This window comes from Nocardia jinanensis, assembly GCF_014645735.1.
Lineage (GTDB): Bacteria > Actinomycetota > Actinomycetes > Mycobacteriales > Mycobacteriaceae > Nocardia > Nocardia jinanensis.
Genome location: NZ_BMMH01000010.1, coordinates 230,539 through 248,295, shown reverse-complemented (window position 1 = coordinate 248,295; position 17,757 = coordinate 230,539). Strand labels below are relative to the sequence as shown.

Sequence of the window (17,757 nt, the reverse complement as noted above, 5' to 3'; positions counted from 1 at the left end):
TAGCGGTGAACGCCGACAGTCTCCACCGGTCCGGCTGCGGCGGTTCTACTCCGCGCGACTCACCAGCATGTCTGATCGTTGATGCAGATGGCGTCGAGTACAGCTCGGCCCAATGGTGTCAGCCTCATCGGGGTTCTCCGGCCGTGGTGGCAAGGGTGTCGACCACGGCCCGCAGCCGGGACTCGTCGTTGGGCAGTGTTTTATCGAACAACCGTCTCCCGGCCAGGTCGAGCCCTCCGGGGTCGCGCCGAAAGGCAATCTCGACAGCGTCGACGCCGACCAACCGCCGAGATCTCGGTACCTGTACGCTCGCCGACTCGAGCCTCCCGCTACGAACGCCAACTGGCGAAGATCAGCAGGGGCAGAATCTCAAAACTATGGCCTATTGGCCGAGTTGTGGCCGAACTTTCTGAGGTTTGGCCACGACTTCTGAGACCCTACAACAACCACGGTCAGCCGCGCGCCATGTCGACGAAGCGCGACAGATGCAGCTGATGCGCCACGGTGATGGTCGCCGTGGGTCCGTTACGGTGCTTGCCGACGATCAGATCCGCTTCGCCGCCGCGCGGATCGTCACGTTCGAACGCGTCCGGCCGGTGCAGCAGGATCACCATATCCGCGTCCTGTTCCAGCGATCCCGATTCGCGCAGGTCGGAGACCTGGGGGCGTTTATCGGTGCGCTGTTCCGGACCACGGTTGAGCTGACTGATGGCGATCACGGGAACTTCCAGCTCTTTGGCCAGCAGCTTCAGATTTCGCGAGAAATCCGATACCTCCTGCTGACGGGATTCGACCTTCTTACCCGATGTCATCAGCTGGAGGTAGTCCACCACAACCAATTTCAGGTCATGGCGCTGTTTCAGCCGGCGCGCCTTGGCCCGGATCTCCATCATGGTGAGGTTCGGCGAATCGTCCACGAACAGCGGCGCTTCGCTGATCTCGCTCATCCGCCGCGCCAGCTTGGTCCAGTCGTCGTCGCTCATCCGCCCGGCCCGCATATCTCCGAGTTTGATCTTCGCCTCTGCCGACAGCAGGCGCATGACGATTTCGGTCCGGCTCATCTCCAGCGAGAAGATCACGCTCGCCAGCCCGTGCCGAATCGACGCGCTGCGCATGAAATCCATACCCAGGGTGGAGTTGTGGGTCGGCACCATGGTCGGGCCGGCGAGGTAGAGATGATCGCTGTTGTCCACCTCGACACACCGCACCGGGACGGGGTCGATCTTGCGGGCATCCACGATCCGGCGCGCACTCGATCTGAGAGGTTCGCGCACCGTATGGTTCGGCGTGCCATCGACCGTCTTCAGCGTATGAGCGATATCCCCGGTGGTGCGGACGCGGCGCACCGACCCGCTGTCGACGGTGACCCACTGATGCTGCTCATCGGCCACGATGATCGCGCCATCGCTGAACTCGACCTCGTAGCACGGCCGATCTCGAAGAATCTCGGTCGCGGCGACAACGGTGGTGGGCTGGTGATTCGCGTCGAGAAGCCGGTCCCCCGCCCGCACCTCACCCATGGTGGTCCAACCGTCCGGTGTGGGCAGTGGCGTATCCAAGGCCAGCGCCTTACCCACACCCGGCCGGGCCGCGACAATGATCATCTGACCCGGATGCAGACCGTTGGTGAGCTCGTCGAGTTCGGAGAATCCGGTCGGTACGCCGAGCGAGATACCACCGCGGGAGGCGATGGAATCGATCTCGTCCATGGTGGGCTGGAGCAACTCTTCCAGGGGGAGGTAGTCCTCGGAGGTCCGGCGTTCGGTGACCTCGTAGACCTCGGCCTGGGCACGGTCGACCACCTCGGCGACATCTTGGCCGTCGGCACCGGCATACCCGTACTGCACGATGCGGGTACCGGCTTCCACCAACCGCCGCAGGATCGCCTTCTCCGCGACGATCTCGGCGTAGAAACCGGCATTCGCCGCGGTGGGGACGGTCTGGGTGAGAGTGACCAGATAAGGGGCGCCACCGATCCGCTTCAGTTCACCCTTCCGGTCCAGCCCGGCGGCGACGGTGACCGGGTCGGCGGGTTCGCCGCGACCGTACAGATCGAGGATGGCGTCGTAGACGGCCTGGTGGGCGGGCCGGTAGAAATCGCCGGAACGTAGGACCTCGACCACGTCGGCGATGGCGTCCTTGCTGAGCAGCATGCCGCCGAGCACCGACTGTTCGGCCGCCATATCGTGTGGCGGCTGGCGCCCGAAATCCTCGCCGGGGGGCTCCGGCGGGAAGTCCGTGTGCCCGCGGTCATCGACGACTGCCATCCGACTCGACCGTCCTCTCCTTCAGACCGGACGCCACCCTTCGACGACCGGTTCTACCCCACGGGTCCGACAAGTTCGCCGGGGTTCGAGATACCGGTGACCAGTGGTCAGACGTACCAGCTATCACCCGGATAGAACCGATACGCCCCATCGCGGCGGGGTGTCGCCAATGGTGCTGCGATGAACCTAGGCGAGGTTCTATCCACATGCCAACCAGGGCTGTGCACAGACCTGTGGATAACCTGGGGATAGTTCACCTGCAGTTGTGCACAACTTGTGGACAACTTGGGGAAAACGCAGGTCAGCTGCAGAAAATACCCAGCTAGATCCAGATTTTCGCGGCTCACGCAATGTGGATAAACAAAGTATCGGCGTGTCGGAGATGTTGAACAGCCGGGCGTGTTGAGTTAACGGACAGGCGAACAGATATGACCTGGGTCACATTACGTCCGGTTGGTTTTGTGATTGATCCACAGGACTCACATCTTGTGGATAAGACACATACGGAACGAACAGGCGCCACCGGCGAAAATGCAGGCACCCGCCTTCACAAAGATTACCGCAAACAAGCGGCTAATCTTCCGTTGCTGTGACAGAGCACAACCGACCGGGGACCGCGCCCACTCGTCGGCGAGCGGACGTGATCCCCGGTTTCGGGTATCTGTGGCGAAACCGGATCAGCCGGCGGCCACGACCTCCAGTGCGAACTTCGCGGCGACGTCCGGGTGCAAATGGACGGTCACCTGATGCTTGCCGGTGGCCTTGATATGCGACTTCGGCAGTTCGATGCTGCGCTTGTCCAGGACCGGCCCCCCGGCCGACTTGATCGCGGCGGCGACATCGGACTGGGTGACCGAACCGAAGAGCTTGCCGGTGCCCGCTGTCTTGACCGACAGCGAAACCCCTTCGAGACCCTCGATGGCCTGCTTCAGTTCGTTGGCGTGGCCGAGATCGCGCACCCGGCGGGACTCCTGGGCCCGGCGGATTCCCTCGACCTGCTTCTGCGCACCGCGGCTGGCCGTGATGGCCAGACCCCGGGGCAGCAGGAAGTTGCGGCCGTAGCCGTCCTTGACCTCGACGGTATCGCCGGGAGCGCCGAGGTTGTCCACATCGGCAGTCAGAATGAGCTTCATTTTGCTTGACCGACCTTTCTCAGCGAGCCGTCGAAACGTAGGGCAGCAGCGCCATCTCACGCGAGTTCTTCACCGCGATGGCGATATCACGCTGGTGCTGTACGCAGTTGCCGGTGACCCGGCGAGCACGGATCTTGCCGCGCTCACTGACGTACTTGCGCAGCAGCGGCACATCCTTGTAGTCGATGTTGACGATTCCGGTCTTGCTCTCTTTGCAGAAAGTGCAAGCCTTCTTCTTGAGCACCTTTTCGCGCGCCGGTGCCTTGGCCATTTTCGTTCACTCCGTCTTCTTGGTGGCCCGCCGTCGCGGGCCGGTGCGGGCCGTCTCAGAACGGCGGTTCATCGTCCGTCCGGCCGCCCCCGAAGGAGCCGGCCGCGGGCGCGCTACCCCACGGGTCTTCCGCAGCGCCCTGTTCGGACCGTCCACCGCCACCGTTGCCGGCGTTGTAGTTACCACCACCGCCGCTGTTGGAACCGAATCCACCGCCACCGCCGCCGCCACCACGACTGGTCTTGTTGACCTTGGCCGTGGCGTACCGCAGCGAGGGGCCGACCTCGTCGACCTCGAGCTCGACGACTGTGCGCTTCTCACCCTCACGGGTTTCGAAGGAGCGCTGCTTGAGTCGTCCGCTGACGATCACGCGGGATCCCCTGGTCAGGCTTTCGGCGACGTTCTCCGCGGCCTCGCGCCAGATATTGCAGCGCAGGAACAGCGCCTCGCCGTCTTTCCACTCGTTGGTATTACGGTCGAAAATGCGGGGGGTGGAGGCCACGGTGAAATTTGCCACCGCCGCGCCCGCGGGCGTGAATCGAAGCTCGGGATCGGCCGTCAGATTTCCGATGACCGTGATTACCGTATCGCCAGCTGCCATGGGGGTTCCTCCTGCTCGGTGTGCAGTCCGGGTGCACTCGCCTGTTGCGCTAGAGCCTAGAGACAGACTCCGACGAAACTGCGGTAGCGCCGGAACTACTTGTCGTTGCGCAGAACCTTGGTGCGCAGGACCTGCTCGTTGAGGCCCAGCTGGCGGTCGAGTTCGTTCACGGTGGCGGGCTCCGCGGTCAGATCGACCACCGCGTAGATGCCTTCGGCCTGTTTACGAATCTCGTAGGCGAGGCGCTTACGGCCCCAGATATCGACCTTGTCGATTTTTCCGCCCTCGGTACGGACAACGCCGAGCATACTTTCCAGGGACGGTCCGACGGTGCGCTCGTCCAGGCTCGGATCGAGGATAACCATCACTTCATAATGACGCACGAACCAATCACCTCCTGTGGTCTGGGGTCGGCCACGGACGGTCCGTGGCAGGAGGTCGTCGCGTCAGCAACCGGGCAAGAGTACCTGAGTGGACTGCCCGCAGCGAAATCGATCTTCGACGCGGTGATCGCCCCGCCGCCGCGACCACGAAATGATTCCCACAATCGGTGGGCGGCGTATTTCCGTATTTCTCCCACCTGCCGCGGCCAGGTCGCACACCGGAGATATAGCGGGCCGGAGCCCATTCGATCGAACAGCGGGCCGTGGTGGAGCCCACTAGGGTGTCGGTATGTCGATCGGACCGGCCGCGAGCGTGCTCGGGGCCGATCGCGTGGCCCGGCGCACAGCCGTTCTCACCGTCGTACTGCTGTGCGGCCTCACTCTGCTGGTCGCATTCCTCAACAAGGCACGCTGCGCCGGAGCCCCTTTCCGGGCCGACGGCCGTAGTGCCGCTTTCGATTACGTCAAGGACGCCCGGGTCTGTTATTCCGATATCCAGTTCCTCTGGCTGGGCCGCGATATCGATCAGCATATTTTTCCCTATGTGCACGGCGGGATCACCGCCGACGGCACCCTGACCGGCGGCGCCGTGGAATATCCGGTCCTGAGCGGTCTGCTGATGTGGCTCGGCGCGCTGGGTGCCCACAACGACGCCGCCTTCCTCCTACGTTCTGCCCTGCTACTGGCACCGTTCGCCCTGATCACCGCCTGGCTGCTGGCCCGCCTGGCGGGCCGGGCCGCGCTGTTGTGGGCGGTGGGACCGCCGCTGGTGCTGTACGCGTTCCACAACTGGGAACTGCCGGTGGTGTGCACAACCGTGGCGGCCGCCGCGGTGACAGCCGCCGATCGGTATCCGCTGCGGGTGCGCGGGGCACTGGCCGCGGTACTGCTGGGGCTCGGGTTCTGTTTCAAGATCTATCCGGCGATCTTCGTGATCCCGCTGATGCTGTACGTACTGACCGGCGGGGAGCGGGAGCGGGCCGGGCCGCGGGGTCGTCCGCGCCTGGACGCAGCCGGTGCGCTGGGCACGCTGGGCGCCGCCTGCGCGACGGTGGTGGTGGTCAACCTGCCGTTCGCACTCGCCGGATACGACGGCTGGCGGGCCTCGATCGAGTTCCAGCAGCAGCGCGAGGCCGATATCACCACGAACTCGATCTGGTATTGGGGCCTGCGGCCGCTGTTCGGGCCGGATCCGCTGAGCAGCGCCGCGTTCACCGAAACGGTCTCGATCGCCTCACCGACACTGATCATCGTGTCGTTCGCCGTGGCGCTGTGGGCGGGGTGGCGGCGGTACGCCGAAACGGGCGTATATCCGTGGCTCGGCGTCAGCGGCGCGATGCTGTGCGGGTTCCTGGTGTTCCACAAGGTGCATTCGCCGCAGTACACCCTGTGGCTGATTCCGTTCCTGGTGTTGCTGGCGGTGCCGTGGCCGGTGGTGTGGAGCTACCTGGTCGCCGATATAGCGATCGGCGTGGGTGTCTTCCGGTACTTCTACACGATGGGCACCGGACATTCGGTCGAACTGATGGAGGCGGTGGTCCGGTTCGGGGTGTGGGGGCGGGCCACGCTGCTGGTGCTGCTGTTCTGCCTGTTCCTGAAGGTCCCTGTGCGGGCGCCGCGAACCTCCGCACGCGCGGATTCGGAGCGTGGCGACCTGGCGAGCGAGGACGGGCCGAGGACGCACGGCTGAAGCGGTTCCATTAAAACTAGAACGTGTTACATTCAAAGTATGGCACCTAACGGATCCCGCCGCGCCGGCCACCGTTGTAGGAGGTATCCGGCGCATTCGAGGCCGACGGGTGACAGCGGCCGGATCAGCCGCCGCGCGGCAATTATGTAACTTGTTCCAGGCATAGGGAGACCAGCACCGCCATGCGTACCGATATCTGCGACCGGCTGGGGATCGAGTTCCCCATCTTCGCCTTCACTCACTGCCGCGACGTGGCGGCCGCAGTCAGCAACGCCGGCGGCCTCGGCGTGCTCGGCGCGGTCGGGTTCACCGCCGAACAGCTCGAGGTCGAGCTGGCGTGGCTGGACGAGCACGTCGGCGACAACCCCTACGGCGTCGACCTGGTGATCCCCTCCAAATACGAGGGCAAGGGAATCGACGGACTCTCCCCCGAGCAGCTCGAAGCCGAACTCGTCAAGCACGTCCCCCAGGGACATCGCGACTTCGCCGAGAAGATCCTCGCCGACCACGGCGTACCGAAGCTTCCCGAAGAGGAGGTACACCCGCAGCTGCTCGGCTGGACCGCTACCACCGCCGCACCGCAGGTCGAGGTGATCCTGCGGCATCCGAAGGCGAAGCTGGTCGCCAACGCACTCGGCACCCCGCCGCCGGAATTCGTCTCCCAGATCCAGGAATCCGGCCGGCTGATCGGCGCGCTGTGCGGTTCGGTGAAGCACGCCCTGAATCACAAGGACGCCGGCCTGGACTTCGTGGTCTGCCAGGGCACCGAGGGCGGCGGCCACTGCGGCGAGGTCTCCTCGCTGGTTCTGTGGCCGCAGGTCATCGATGCCGTCGGCGATCTGCCGGTGCTCGCGGCCGGCGGTATCGGCGACGGCCGCCAGGTCGCGGCCGCCATGGCGATGGGCGCCGCGGGTGCGTGGACCGGATCTATCTGGCTGACGGTGGAAGAGGCCAATGTGCCGCCCGCCCAGATGAAGACCTACATCGACGCCACCAGCCACGACACGATCCGCTCTCGTGCCTGGACCGGAAAGCCGGCTCGGATGCTGCGCAACGACTGGACCGATGCCTGGGAGTCGACCGACACTCCCGACCCGCTGCCCATGCCGCTGCAGATGATGGTGGCCCTGGACGGTGTGAAGCGCGGCCACCGCTACCCCGAAGCGGCCAAGGACGTGAACTTCAATCCGGTCGGCCAGGTGGTCGGCATGATGAACAAGATGGAGCGCTCGGCCGATGTGATGAGCCGCCTCATCGAGGGCTATGTGACGGCCTGCGAGCGGTTGAACAAACTCAACGACTCCATCTGATCGCATCGGCGGGGCGAGCCTCGCGGAGCTGGAATGACGGAACGCCGCCGGGAGAATTTCCCGGCGGCGTTCGTTCTGCCCGGGGCCGATGTCACGAGCTGTGCACACGGGCATCTCCAGAGTGGGATCTCGAGTGCGGACCGGCACGCGAAACCGGCCCGGGAACTGGCCTGCGGAGCTGAGTGGATACGAGCTCGCTCGCGACAGCGAGCAGCTGGGCCTACTCGCGAAGGTGCGATGCGGACTCCCTCGCGACGCAAGAAAGTGGACACACTCGCGAAGGTGCTGTGTTTCGGCGCCGCCTGCGGCGTCGCGGGATCGAGGCCCCCTCGGTCTCGCCGTTCAGGTCTCGAGATTCGAGCCTTCGGCTCATGCGACGTGCGGTCGGCCGAACACGGAATGCGGCCATTGAGCACCTCCGGTCAAGGGCGAGACGGGCCTAGACCCTTTGAGGTGTCTCGTAGAACAGTGACTCATGGAGTTGCGTCGGCACGCGAGGCTCGGGTCTGCATGCGGACAAACCGCATTTGCTGATCCGGATGGTCTGCCTTCGTAGGCGGGGCCCGCCCCGGTTCTGGAGCGACGTAGCGAAGGAGCGCAGCGACTGAGCGAAGGAGTGAAGAACCGGGGTTAATAGGGCCCCGCCCCGCCCCGCCGAAGGCGGGGCAAATAGATACAGCTCAAGCGGTGGCGGCGTGAACCTCTTCGGCTTCGCCGGCGGCATCGAGCAGTTCCTCGAACCGAGCGACGACCTTGTTGTGGTACATCCCGAAAAGATCCTCGAACAGCGCCAGTTGGGCGGGTGTGGGCCCGGATTCGGACTCCCAGACCGCGATCAGGGCTCGCCATACCAGTACGTGCAGGTCGGCGGCACCCGCGAAGTACGCATCGACGGCCTCGGGCACCTCGAGCACCATTTCGCCGATGGAGTTCAGAATGGCGCGCTGCATACTGGATTCGAGCGCTACGAGCAGTTTGCGGACGACGCCGATCTCGATGGCGAGGATGCGCCGGTAGTCGGGGACATCCAGCCGCGCCAGCGTTTCCAGGGCGTCTACCTCGGTTTTGAGTTCAGCGAGGTCGACCCCGGCCGCCGCGGCGACACCATGGGCGAGGCCGGTATAGGAGAGCAGCGCGTCCATGACGATGCCGCGTTCGACCTCGACGATATCGCGGAACATCTCGATGGCGACCTCGGGCATCGGGATGGAGAACCGGAACAGGTGCCGGTAGACGTCCAAACCGCCCGCCGCGCGGACTTCACGGATGGTGAATCCTTTACCGCGCCTGGCTTCGACGAACCCGTAGGACTCCAGCCGGCCGAGCGTGAGCTGGGCGGTTGCCCGGTTCATTTCGAACTCTTCGGCGACCTGCCGGACCGAAGGCATCAGCTCACCGGGCTGATATTCCCCTGCGGCGACCCGCCGTGCCAGTTCGTCGGCAACATCGGCGACCACCGTGCGGGACCCCATGGATGCACCTTTCTGGGCAGCTGTTACGTCCCAGACAGTCTATGCGCAAATATGCCAGACTGCACAGGAGAACAGGCGAATCGCTTCTGGGGATGAGGTATGAGCAGTCGACGTGATCCTGGCGCGCCACCGGTGCGCCGGGCGCTGCGCAGCGCCAAGCTCGTAGCACTACCGGTCGCGTTCGCGGGTCGGCAGGCGGCGGGGGCGGGCCGCCGGGCGCTCGGTCGTCCAGCGGCGGAGGTGAACCGGGATATCCAGGCCCGGACCGCCGAGCATATGTTCGAGGTGCTGGGCGAGTTGAAGGGCTGCGCCGCCAAGCTCGGCCAGCTGCTGGCGATCTATCAGCTGGCCCTGCCGCGTGATATCGCCGCTCCCTACCAGGCCGCATTGGCCCGGTTACAGGATTCGGCGCCGGTGATGCTGCCTGCCACCGTGCACTCGGTACTGGCCGGGCATCTGGGTCCGGACTGGCGAGAGTTGTTCCGGGAGTTCGACGATCGGCGGGCGGCCGCCGCTTCGATCGGCCAGGTGCATCGTGGGGTCTGGCACGACGGCCGGCCGGTCGCGGTAAAGGTCATGTATCCGGGTGCCCGGGCGGCGGTGGAGTCGGACCTCGCGCAGTTGCGGCGGATCTCCACGCTGGCGTCGGTGTTCCTGCCGGGCGCGGATGTGAAAGCGGTGACCGAGGCACTCTGCGAGAGTGTGTGCGCGGAACTGGATTACGCGGCCGAGGCCGATAATCAGCGGGCCTTCGCCCGGATGTATGCCGGTAGTACCGAATTCCGGGTGCCGGACGTGCTGGCACAGCACGGGGATGTGCTGGTGTCGGAATGGCTCGACGGTGTTCCCGCCGCCCGGATCATCGAGTCCGGGAGTCGCGCGCAGCGGGACCGGGTCGGCGAGGCGATGATGCGTTTTGTGTTGACGGGCTGGGAGCAGCACGGTCTGCTGTACTGCGACCCGCATCCCGGTAATCTGCGTCTGCTCGCGGACGGCCGGCTCGGGGTAATGGATTTCGGTGCCTGCGCGCCGTGGCCACATCCGGGTTTCACCCGGTTGGTGGTCGAGATGTGCGATGCGATCTTCAACGGCGACCCGGCGACCCTGGAGACAGCGGTGCGTACCCACGGGTTCGCTTTCCCCGGGCGGACTCTCGACGCGGAAGCTCTCGGCGCGGCGCTGTCGGCGTGCGCGGAGCCGGTTCGGCACCCGCGATTCCGCATCACCACGCCGTGGTTGCGCAAACAGGTGTTGCGCACCACGGCACTGCGACTGACGAATGTGATGCGGGAGCTGACACTGCCGCCGGAGTGCACTCCGTTCGCGCGGGCCGCGCTCACTATGGTCGGCACGTTGAGCCAGCTGGAGTGCGAATGCGATTTCGGTGCCGAACTGGAGCGGTCGGTGCCCGAACTCGGGGAGGTTTTCGCGGTGATGCGGCGCGATCCGGTGCCGGGCGTACCGGCGAACTGAACGCCCGGCTGCCCATATCGAACACACCGTCTGGGACATTTTCCGGTGAGGATGCCTAATTTGCGGAAATTCTATCCTATTTATCCGGGGATACGGTCAGTAGCCCAGCCATTGCCGCCACGCGGGCAGCAGCCGGGCGGCGAAAGCGGCATAACCATCCGATCCCGGATGCGCCCCGTCCCCGGCCCGCACCTGCTCCGCCCAGACCGGGGCGTCGGCCAGCAGACGGAAGGACGCGGCGTAGGGGACCTCGAATTCGGCGCATATCCGCTCGAAGCTCCGGTCCAGTTCCTCGATCCGCCGATTGTGCCCGGCGTCGTCGACCGGCGGCGGCCCCACCATCAGCACCTCCCAGCCCCGAGCCCGGGCGGTGCTGAGCAGCACGGACAGATTCGCGGTCGAACTCTCCGCCTCGACCAGGCACCGGCCGTCGACCAGCACGGTGTCGTTGACCCCGAACGAGAACACCACCCGCCCGTCCGACCCGGCCGGCAGCCGCACCAGACATTCCGCGGACCACCGCGCGGCGATATCGGCGGAGGTGTGCCCGCGCACCCCGAGGTTGTAGACGGTCCGTGCCGCCCCCGCGGTCCGTGCGTGCGCGGTCAACCGCCCGGCCCAGCCCAGAGCCTGCGGGTCGCCCACTCCGGCGACGAAGGAATCCCCTACCAAACAGATGCGTTGATCACCACTCACCCCTGGATTCTTACAGCGTGTTGGTGTGTATCGTCCGGCTCGGGCTCCTGCATACTCACCTGCTGGTGGTCGTGACCGGCCCGTCAGCTTCCACTCGATCCGAAAGTACCGATACGACATGCGAGTCGATGGGCGGGAGATCCCGGTCACGGGCAGCCTCCTACAACCGCTCACGCGGCGGACCAGCGATATTCTGCGGGTCGTCTTCGCTGCGGTCGGTGTCGCGGTCGTCATCGCCGGTTCGCTGATCACCCGGCCCGAATGGCTGGCACTGGAACGTTCGGTCTCCAATATCGTCGGATTCCTCAATCCCGACCAGTCGAACCTGGTCTACCTGTTCTACGGGATCGCCATCCTCATCCTGCCGTTCGCGATCCTGGTGGAGCTGGCCTTCGGGCGGCAGTGGAAGCTACTCGCCGGCTATGCCACCGCCGGGCTGACCGCGGTACTGCTGCTGTCCATCACGCCGAGCGGGTTATCTGCCCCGCAGTGGCATTTGCAGGTCCCGGAGAATCTGGACGACAAGACCTTCCTACAGCAGTTCCTGGACGACCCCCGCTGGATCGCGCTGCTGGCCGCGGTACTCACCGTTTCCAGCCCATGGCTGCCGGTGCGGCCCCGGCGCTGGCTGTGGGTGCTGCTGCTGGCCTTCGCGCCGATCCACCTGGTGGTCAGCACGGTAGTTCCGGCCCGGGCCATGTTCGGTCTGGTGGTCGGCTGGCTGGTGGGCGCGGTGATCGTCCTGCTGGTGGGGACGCCGGCCCTGGAAGTGCCGCTGGACCCGGCAGTGCGGCAGCTGGCCCGGCGCGGGTACACCGTCACCCGATTCACCGTCGTCCGGCCGGCCGGACCCGGCGCACTCATGCTCTCGGCGACCGTGGAGGAACGCGAACGGGCGCTGGTGGTCGAGTTGTACGGCAAGAATCAACGCTCACTCAGCGCGCTACGCCAGTTGTGGCGCTGGCTGACCTTTCGTTCCAGTGAAACCGCCCCGCTGCACGGTTCCATGCATCGCGCGGTGGAGCATCGCGCGCTGATGGCGATCGCGCTCGACGAACTGAGTGTGGCCGCGCACCGGCCGGTTACGGTATCGGGCCTGCCACGCGGCTGGATGTTGTACGCCCATACGCTGCCGGCCGGACGCTCGATCGAACAGGACCCCAGCGATACCGAGGCACTGGATTCGGTATGGCGATCCCTGACGGTGTTGCGGGAGCGCGGGATCGCGCACGGTGAGCTACGACCCGCCGAGATCCGGGTAGGGCCGGACGGAGCGCTGTTCGGCGGTTTCACCGCGGCGGAACTGTGTGCCTCCGACGCCCAGCTCCAATCCGATATCGCTCAGTTGCTGGTCTCGATGACGGCGGTCTTCGGCGCGGAACCGGCGGTGCGCTCGGCGATCGGCGTACTCGGCGAGCAGACCGTGCTCACCGCGTCGCGCCGGCTCACCAAGTTCGCGATGCCGGGCGGTATCCGTAAATCCATCCCGAACTGGAAATCGGTGGTGGGCGCCGCGCGCGAGGAGGTCCGCACCCAGACCGGCGAGGACCGGATCGAGGCCGAGCAGATCACCCGGTTCAGCCGGAAGAGCATCATCCAACTGGCTCTGCTGATCGGCCTGGTCTATGTGGCCTACCCCTTCATCAGCGCGGTTCCGACCTTCTTCACCCAGCTCAGGGAGGCCAACTGGTGGTGGGCGCTGGCCGGGCTGGCCCTGTCGTCGCTGACCTATCTCGGGACGGCCGCCGCGCTGTGGGCATGCGCGTCCAGCGTGGTGAAGTACTGGCCGCTGGTCCTGATGCAGATCGCGAACACCTTCGCCGCGACCACCACTCCCGCCCGTGTGGGAGGGCTGGCACTGAGCGTTCGCTTCCTGCAGAAGGGCGGCGTCGGGGCGGTGCGTGCCACCGCCGCCGTGGCGCTGCAACAGGCGGTGCAGGTCTGCACACATATCGCGCTACTGGTGTTGTTCAGTGTCGCGGCCGGGACCTCCGCCGACCTCTCGCATTTCGTCCCCTCACCGACGGTGCTCTATCTGATCGCCGGAGTCGGAGTGGGCATCGTCGGCACGTTCATGTTCGTACCGAAGCTACGTCGCTGGTTGAACAATTCGGTGCTCCCGCAGGTGCAGGAGGTGGTGAGCGAACTGGCGCTGCTGGCACGTGATCCGAAACGCTGCGTGATCATCGTGCTCGGCTGCGCGGCGCTGACCCTCGGTCAGGCGCTCGCCCTGTTCGCCAGTGTGCAGGCGTTCGGTGGCGGAACGACCTTCGTGACGGTGACCATCGTGACGATGATCGGCGGCACCCTGGCCTCGGCCGCGCCGACGCCGGGCGGCGTCGGCGCGGTGGAGGCCGCGCTGATCGGCGGTCTGGCCGCCTTCGGCCTGCCCGCCGCGGTGGCGGTACCGTCGGTCCTGCTCTACCGGGTGCTCACCTGCTGGATTCCGGTGTTCTGCGGCTGGCAGGTGATGCGCTGGATGGCCGAGAAGAACATGATCTGAGCTGTGTCTATTTGCCCCGCCTGCGGCGGGGCGGGGCGGGGCCCTGTTAACCCCGGTTCTTCACTCCTTCGCTCAGTCGCTGCGCTCCTTCGCTACGTCGCTCCAGAACCGGGGCGGGCCCCGCCCACGGAGGTGGACCATCCGGAGTAGACGGAAGGTTCGTGCGGATGTGCGTCTTGATCAGCCTCGGTAGGCTCACACACTGTCGGTGCTCTAGGGTCGCCGTTCTATGGACGACCGGCCACACGCGCTCAGTCGCTGCGCTCCTTCGCTCTGTCGCTCCAGAACCGGGGCGGGGCCCGGCCACTGCAGGTCAATCGAGATCGTCGAAGGCGTCTTCGGTGGTGCGGAGGCCGGCGCTGACCAGCGCGATATTGGCCAGCGACGCGGTGTGTACCTGGGGGTCGGCGGCGGCCACACAATCGGCGACCGTGTAGACGGTGAATCCGAGATCGGTGCCGTGACGCGCGGTCTGCTCGACTGTGAGATTGGTGGCGACACCGGTCAGGAACAGGGTGTCGATATCGTTCTCGGCCAGCCAGCGCGGTAGATCGTTACCGGCCAGCCCCGACAGTTTCTGGTTGTCGACGATCCGGTCGGCCCGACCGGCGATCTCGTCGATCAGCTGGGTGCCCGCGGCCTCCGGCCGGAACTCGTGCTGGGCCGCCCCGACCGCCTGCATGAATCCGGTGTTCCGAACCAGCCGTCCCTCGCCTTCGGGGACGGTGAACCGGGTGCAGATGATCGGCAGGCCCAGCTCCGCCGCGTGTTTGTGGAAATCCGCTGCCCGTTGCACCACTCCGCTGGCGGCCACCGGGTCGGCCAGCATCGGGCCGAAGAACCCTTCCGGCCGAATAACGTTCACCTGCCAGTGCAGGGCGAGGACTGCAGCATGTTGATCCGACATGGCGTAGATACTCGACCATCCGCGCCCGAGGCGCACAACTGCCCGGGAAAAGTCCTGGCCACCGGCGCGCCGGAGCTACCCGCGCAGAAGCACGCCGGATCGGCGGACCCGTGGGACCGCGCGATCCGGCGAATGATTCACGTGAAACGTGATCTACGAATCAACCTTGCGCAGTTCCACTTTCACGACCTTGCCGCTGGCGTTGCGGGGCAGTTCCGCCACGATCACCAGCTCCTTCGGGTGCTTGTAGCGAGCCAGGTTCTCGTTGAGGAACGGTTCGAGGTCCGCGAGGGTGAGCTCCCCCTCCGGATCGTTGAGCGCGACGACCGCGACCGGAACCTCGCCCCACTTCTCGTGCGCCTTACCGATTACGGCGGCCTCACGGATCAGTGGATGCGCGAACAGGACGTTCTCCACTTCGGCACAGTAGATGTTCTCGCCGCCGGAGATGATCATGTCCTTCTTGCGGTCCACGACGTAGATGAAACCCTCTTCGTCCTGCCGGACCAGGTCACCGGAGTGGAACCACCCGCCGGCGAAGGCGTCCGCGGTGGCCTCCGGCTTGTTCCAGTACCCCGCCATCATGGTGGGGCCGCGGTAGACGATCTCGCCGACCTCACCGGGCGCCACATCGTTCATCTCGTCGTCGACGATGCGGGCCTGGATGGTCGGGATGACCTTGCCGACCGAACCGAGCTTGCGGATCGCGTCCTTGCCCTCCAGCACGCAGGTGATCGGCGACATCTCGGTCTGCCCGAACACCGCGACATTGAAGGCATCGGGGAACGCGTGCGCCATCGCCTTCAGCACGGTGTCCGAGGCGGGCGCGGCACCCCAGCTCAGCGCACGCAACGCGAGTTTGCGTTGTTTGACGGTCGGCTCGTCACAGATCAGCTGCCACTGGGCGGGTACGCAGAACGCGGAGGTGGCCTGTTCGGCCTCGACCGCGTCGAGGAATTCGGTCGCACTGAAGGCACCCAGCGGATGCAGCACCGTTGTCGCACCGAGCAGGAAGGCCGGCGCCAGGCTGCCGAGTCCGGCGATATGGAACAGCGGCGAGGTGCAGAAGCCGATCGACTCCTGTTCCAGTTGCAACGCCCGGATACAGGTGAGCGCCTGAGAGTTCATATTGCCGTAGGACAGGATGGCGCCCTTGGGGCTGCCGGTGGTGCCCGAGGTGTACATGATCAGGCAGGGGGTGTCCTCGGCGATATCGAGCGGGGTGTGCGCTTCCCCGGTCTCGGTGATCGCGTCCTCGAAGCCGACGGCCCCTTCACCACTGCTGCCACCGATGACGAAGCAGTGCTCGAGGCCCGGTGCCTGCGCCTGCACCGCGGCGGCCAGCGGCTGTAGCACGCTATCGGTGACCACGGCCTTGGCGCCGCTGTCGCCGACGATATAGGCCAGCTCGGGCGGGGTGAGCCGGAAGTTCACCGGGACCGCGATCGCGCCCAGGGCATTGATCCCGAACACGGCCTCCAGGTATTCGGGGTAGTTGAGAGCCAGGATGATCACGCGGTCGCCGAAGGCGACGCCGCGGCGCGCGAGCGCATCGGCGAATTTCTGCGACCGTTCGTGCAGTCGGCGCCAGGTGGTGTCGGTGCCGCGGAAGCGCAGCGCCACTTCGTCCGGCCGCATCACCGCGTGCGCGGCGATCTGGTTGTTCCAGTGGTTGCGACGCGATCTGATCGGCTCGTCGAGGGCCTGCGCACCGGTGGACATCCCACGTACTCCTCTCGGTACCGCGCGTCCCACCGGGGTGTCCGGCGCCACACGCAGTGTGAACATGTCGGCAGAATAACAATTCACATCGACACCGGCAAGGAAATCGGTGCCGAATAGCGGTTAATCCCGAGGAACCCGACCGTGGAACGAGTTCGCGCTTGTTGAACCGCGTATTTGCGGTGATACCCGCCTCCCCGCATGCCACCCAGCTACACGAGATCCCATCACATATGCGAATCACGACTCACTTCCAGGGTTGATCGGGTGCTGACAACCGTGGCACCATGCAGCAGACGCGGAGTATCCGCGAAAGTAGAGGAGAGCACCGATGCTGCGGACCAGGTTCACCGAGACCTTCGGTATCGAACATCCGATCGTGCAGGGCGGGATGATGTGGGTCGGCCGGGCCGAACTCGTCGCGGCCGTTGCCAACGCGGGTGGGCTCGGATTCATCACCGCACTGACCCAGCCCACCCCCGACGATCTCCGGCGCGAGATCGAGCGCACGCGTGAACTCACCGATAAGCCGTTCGGGGTGAACCTGACCATCCTGCCGTCGATCAACCCGCCGCCGTACGAGGAGTACGTGAAGGCGATCGTGGACAGCGGGATCAAGATCGTGGAGACCGCCGGGAGCAACCCCGAGCCGTTCCTGCCCACCTACCGTGCGGCCGGGATCAAGGTGGTGCACAAGTGCACCAGCGTCCGGCACGCCCTCAAGGCCCAGAAGATCGGTGTGGACGCGGTCAGCATCGACGGTTTCGAATGCGCCGGCCACCCCGGTGAGGACGATGTGCCGGGCCTGGTCCTGATCCCCGCCGCGGCGCGCGCGCTGACCCTCCCGATCATCGCCTCCGGCGGTATCGCCGACGCCCGCGGCCTGGTCGCGGCGCTGGCGCTGGGCGCCGACGGCGTGAACATGGGGACCCGATTCCTGTGTACCGAGGAGTCCTCCATCGACCGGAAGGTCAAGGAGCAGATCGTCGCCAATTCCGAGCGCGATACCACACTGATCTTCCGCACCATGCACAACACCGCCCGGGTCGCCGACAACGAAGTGAGCCGCAAGGTGGTCGAGATCGAGAAGGCCGGCGGCAAGTTCGAGGACGTCCGCGAACTGGTTTCCGGCGCCCGCGGCCGGCGCGTTTTCGAAGAGGGCGACCTCGATGCCGGTATCTGGTCGGTCGGCCTGTGTCAGGGCCTGATCGAGGACATCCCGTCCTGCGCCGAACTCATCGGCCGGATGGTCGGCGAGGCCGAGGAACTGATCAGCGCCCGGCTCGCCGGTTTCGTGGCTTCGGCCTGATCGGGAGACGGTCGATCCGC

Annotated in this window: 15 protein-coding genes; 6 read left to right on the top strand and 9 right to left on the bottom strand. The window is 65.8% G+C overall.

The window, feature by feature from the left end:
* Positions 1-452: 452 nt before the first annotated feature.
* Positions 453-2,267, bottom strand: coding sequence for a replicative DNA helicase (gene dnaB, locus IEY68_RS23120; RefSeq protein WP_058856134.1), 1,815 nt, complete (start codon positions 2,265-2,267; stop codon positions 453-455).
* 428 nt (positions 2,268-2,695) lie between these two features.
* Between dnaB and IEY68_RS23115 the strand changes: the two genes are divergently transcribed.
* Positions 2,696-2,860, top strand: coding sequence for a hypothetical protein (locus IEY68_RS23115; RefSeq protein WP_156426319.1), 165 nt, complete (start codon positions 2,696-2,698; stop codon positions 2,858-2,860).
* Positions 2,861-2,944: 84 nt separating this feature from the next.
* On the opposite strand, the gene rplI is transcribed toward IEY68_RS23115, so the two are convergent.
* The 4 genes from rplI to rpsF form a co-directional block, all read right to left on the bottom strand.
* Positions 2,945-3,400: a 50S ribosomal protein L9 gene (gene rplI / locus IEY68_RS23110; RefSeq protein ID WP_058856133.1), complete on the bottom strand. Its 456-nt coding sequence runs from the start codon at positions 3,398-3,400 to the stop codon at positions 2,945-2,947.
* Positions 3,401-3,419: 19 nt separating this feature from the next.
* Positions 3,420-3,671: a 30S ribosomal protein S18 gene (gene rpsR / locus IEY68_RS23105; RefSeq protein WP_058856132.1), complete on the bottom strand. Its 252-nt coding sequence runs from the start codon at positions 3,669-3,671 to the stop codon at positions 3,420-3,422.
* 55 nt (positions 3,672-3,726) lie between these two features.
* Positions 3,727-4,272 carry a single-stranded DNA-binding protein gene (locus IEY68_RS23100; RefSeq protein ID WP_058856131.1) on the bottom strand — a complete coding sequence of 182 codons (546 nt, stop codon included), beginning with the start codon at positions 4,270-4,272 and terminating at the stop codon, positions 3,727-3,729.
* 95 nt (positions 4,273-4,367) lie between these two features.
* Positions 4,368-4,655 (bottom strand): 30S ribosomal protein S6, encoded by a 288-nt coding sequence (gene rpsF / locus IEY68_RS23095; RefSeq protein WP_058856130.1) that lies wholly within the window; start codon positions 4,653-4,655, stop codon positions 4,368-4,370.
* Positions 4,656-4,944: 289 nt separating this feature from the next.
* On the opposite strand from rpsF, the gene IEY68_RS23090 reads away from it, so the two are divergent.
* A complete protein-coding gene (locus IEY68_RS23090; RefSeq protein ID WP_058856129.1) occupies positions 4,945-6,345 on the top strand; it encodes a glycosyltransferase family protein in 1,401 nt (466 codons plus the stop codon).
* Positions 6,346-6,527: 182 nt separating this feature from the next.
* Positions 6,528-7,655 (top strand): nitronate monooxygenase, encoded by a 1,128-nt coding sequence (locus IEY68_RS23085; protein ID WP_058856128.1) that lies wholly within the window; start codon positions 6,528-6,530, stop codon positions 7,653-7,655.
* 680 nt (positions 7,656-8,335) lie between these two features.
* Here the strand turns inward: IEY68_RS23085 and IEY68_RS23080 are convergent.
* Positions 8,336-9,127, bottom strand: a complete 792-nt coding sequence (locus IEY68_RS23080; RefSeq protein ID WP_058856127.1) for a winged helix-turn-helix domain-containing protein — start codon at positions 9,125-9,127, stop codon at positions 8,336-8,338.
* 99 nt (positions 9,128-9,226) lie between these two features.
* Between IEY68_RS23080 and IEY68_RS23075 the strand changes: the two genes are divergently transcribed.
* Entirely contained in the window at positions 9,227-10,600 is a 1,374-nt protein-coding gene (locus tag IEY68_RS23075; protein WP_063916340.1) for an ABC1 kinase family protein, read from the top strand.
* 96 nt (positions 10,601-10,696) lie between these two features.
* On the opposite strand, the gene IEY68_RS23070 is transcribed toward IEY68_RS23075, so the two are convergent.
* Positions 10,697-11,296 (bottom strand): GDSL-type esterase/lipase family protein, encoded by a 600-nt coding sequence (locus IEY68_RS23070; protein WP_062999072.1) that lies wholly within the window; start codon positions 11,294-11,296, stop codon positions 10,697-10,699.
* A 118-nt stretch (positions 11,297-11,414) separates the two neighbouring features.
* Between IEY68_RS23070 and IEY68_RS23065 the strand changes: the two genes are divergently transcribed.
* A complete protein-coding gene (locus IEY68_RS23065; protein WP_062999073.1) occupies positions 11,415-13,799 on the top strand; it encodes a lysylphosphatidylglycerol synthase transmembrane domain-containing protein in 2,385 nt (794 codons plus the stop codon).
* A gap of 313 nt (positions 13,800-14,112) precedes the next feature.
* On the opposite strand, the gene IEY68_RS23060 is transcribed toward IEY68_RS23065, so the two are convergent.
* Positions 14,113-14,706, bottom strand: a complete 594-nt coding sequence (locus tag IEY68_RS23060; RefSeq protein WP_058856156.1) for a cysteine hydrolase family protein — start codon at positions 14,704-14,706, stop codon at positions 14,113-14,115.
* A 153-nt stretch (positions 14,707-14,859) separates the two neighbouring features.
* Positions 14,860-16,428, bottom strand: coding sequence for a fatty-acid--CoA ligase FadD5 (gene fadD5, locus IEY68_RS23055; RefSeq protein ID WP_058856155.1), 1,569 nt, complete (start codon positions 16,426-16,428; stop codon positions 14,860-14,862).
* A 331-nt stretch (positions 16,429-16,759) separates the two neighbouring features.
* Between fadD5 and IEY68_RS23050 the strand changes: the two genes are divergently transcribed.
* Positions 16,760-17,737, top strand: coding sequence for an NAD(P)H-dependent flavin oxidoreductase (locus IEY68_RS23050; protein ID WP_058856124.1), 978 nt, complete (start codon positions 16,760-16,762; stop codon positions 17,735-17,737).
* The last annotated feature ends 20 nt before the right edge of the window (positions 17,738-17,757 follow it).

Excerpts from the sequence above, each read along its gene's own strand:
- dnaB (WP_058856134.1), bottom strand. The coding sequence starts at position 2,267 with ATGGCAGTCGTCGATGACCGCGGGCACACGGACTTCCCGCCGGAGCCC.
- IEY68_RS23115 (WP_156426319.1), top strand. The coding sequence starts at position 2,696 with ATGACCTGGGTCACATTACGTCCGGTTGGTTTTGTGATTGATCCACAG.
- rplI (WP_058856133.1), bottom strand. The coding sequence starts at position 3,400 with ATGAAGCTCATTCTGACTGCCGATGTGGACAACCTCGGCGCTCCCGGC.
- rpsR (WP_058856132.1), bottom strand. The coding sequence starts at position 3,671 with ATGGCCAAGGCACCGGCGCGCGAAAAGGTGCTCAAGAAGAAGGCTTGC.
- IEY68_RS23100 (WP_058856131.1), bottom strand. The coding sequence starts at position 4,272 with ATGGCAGCTGGCGATACGGTAATCACGGTCATCGGAAATCTGACGGCC.
- IEY68_RS23090 (WP_058856129.1), top strand. The coding sequence starts at position 4,945 with ATGTCGATCGGACCGGCCGCGAGCGTGCTCGGGGCCGATCGCGTGGCC.
- IEY68_RS23085 (WP_058856128.1), top strand. The coding sequence starts at position 6,528 with ATGCGTACCGATATCTGCGACCGGCTGGGGATCGAGTTCCCCATCTTC.
- IEY68_RS23080 (WP_058856127.1), bottom strand. The coding sequence starts at position 9,127 with ATGGGGTCCCGCACGGTGGTCGCCGATGTTGCCGACGAACTGGCACGG.
- IEY68_RS23075 (WP_063916340.1), top strand. The coding sequence starts at position 9,227 with ATGAGCAGTCGACGTGATCCTGGCGCGCCACCGGTGCGCCGGGCGCTG.
- IEY68_RS23065 (WP_062999073.1), top strand. The coding sequence starts at position 11,415 with ATGCGAGTCGATGGGCGGGAGATCCCGGTCACGGGCAGCCTCCTACAA.
- IEY68_RS23060 (WP_058856156.1), bottom strand. The coding sequence starts at position 14,706 with ATGTCGGATCAACATGCTGCAGTCCTCGCCCTGCACTGGCAGGTGAAC.
- fadD5 (WP_058856155.1), bottom strand. The coding sequence starts at position 16,428 with ATGTCCACCGGTGCGCAGGCCCTCGACGAGCCGATCAGATCGCGTCGC.
- IEY68_RS23050 (WP_058856124.1), top strand. The coding sequence starts at position 16,760 with ATGCTGCGGACCAGGTTCACCGAGACCTTCGGTATCGAACATCCGATC.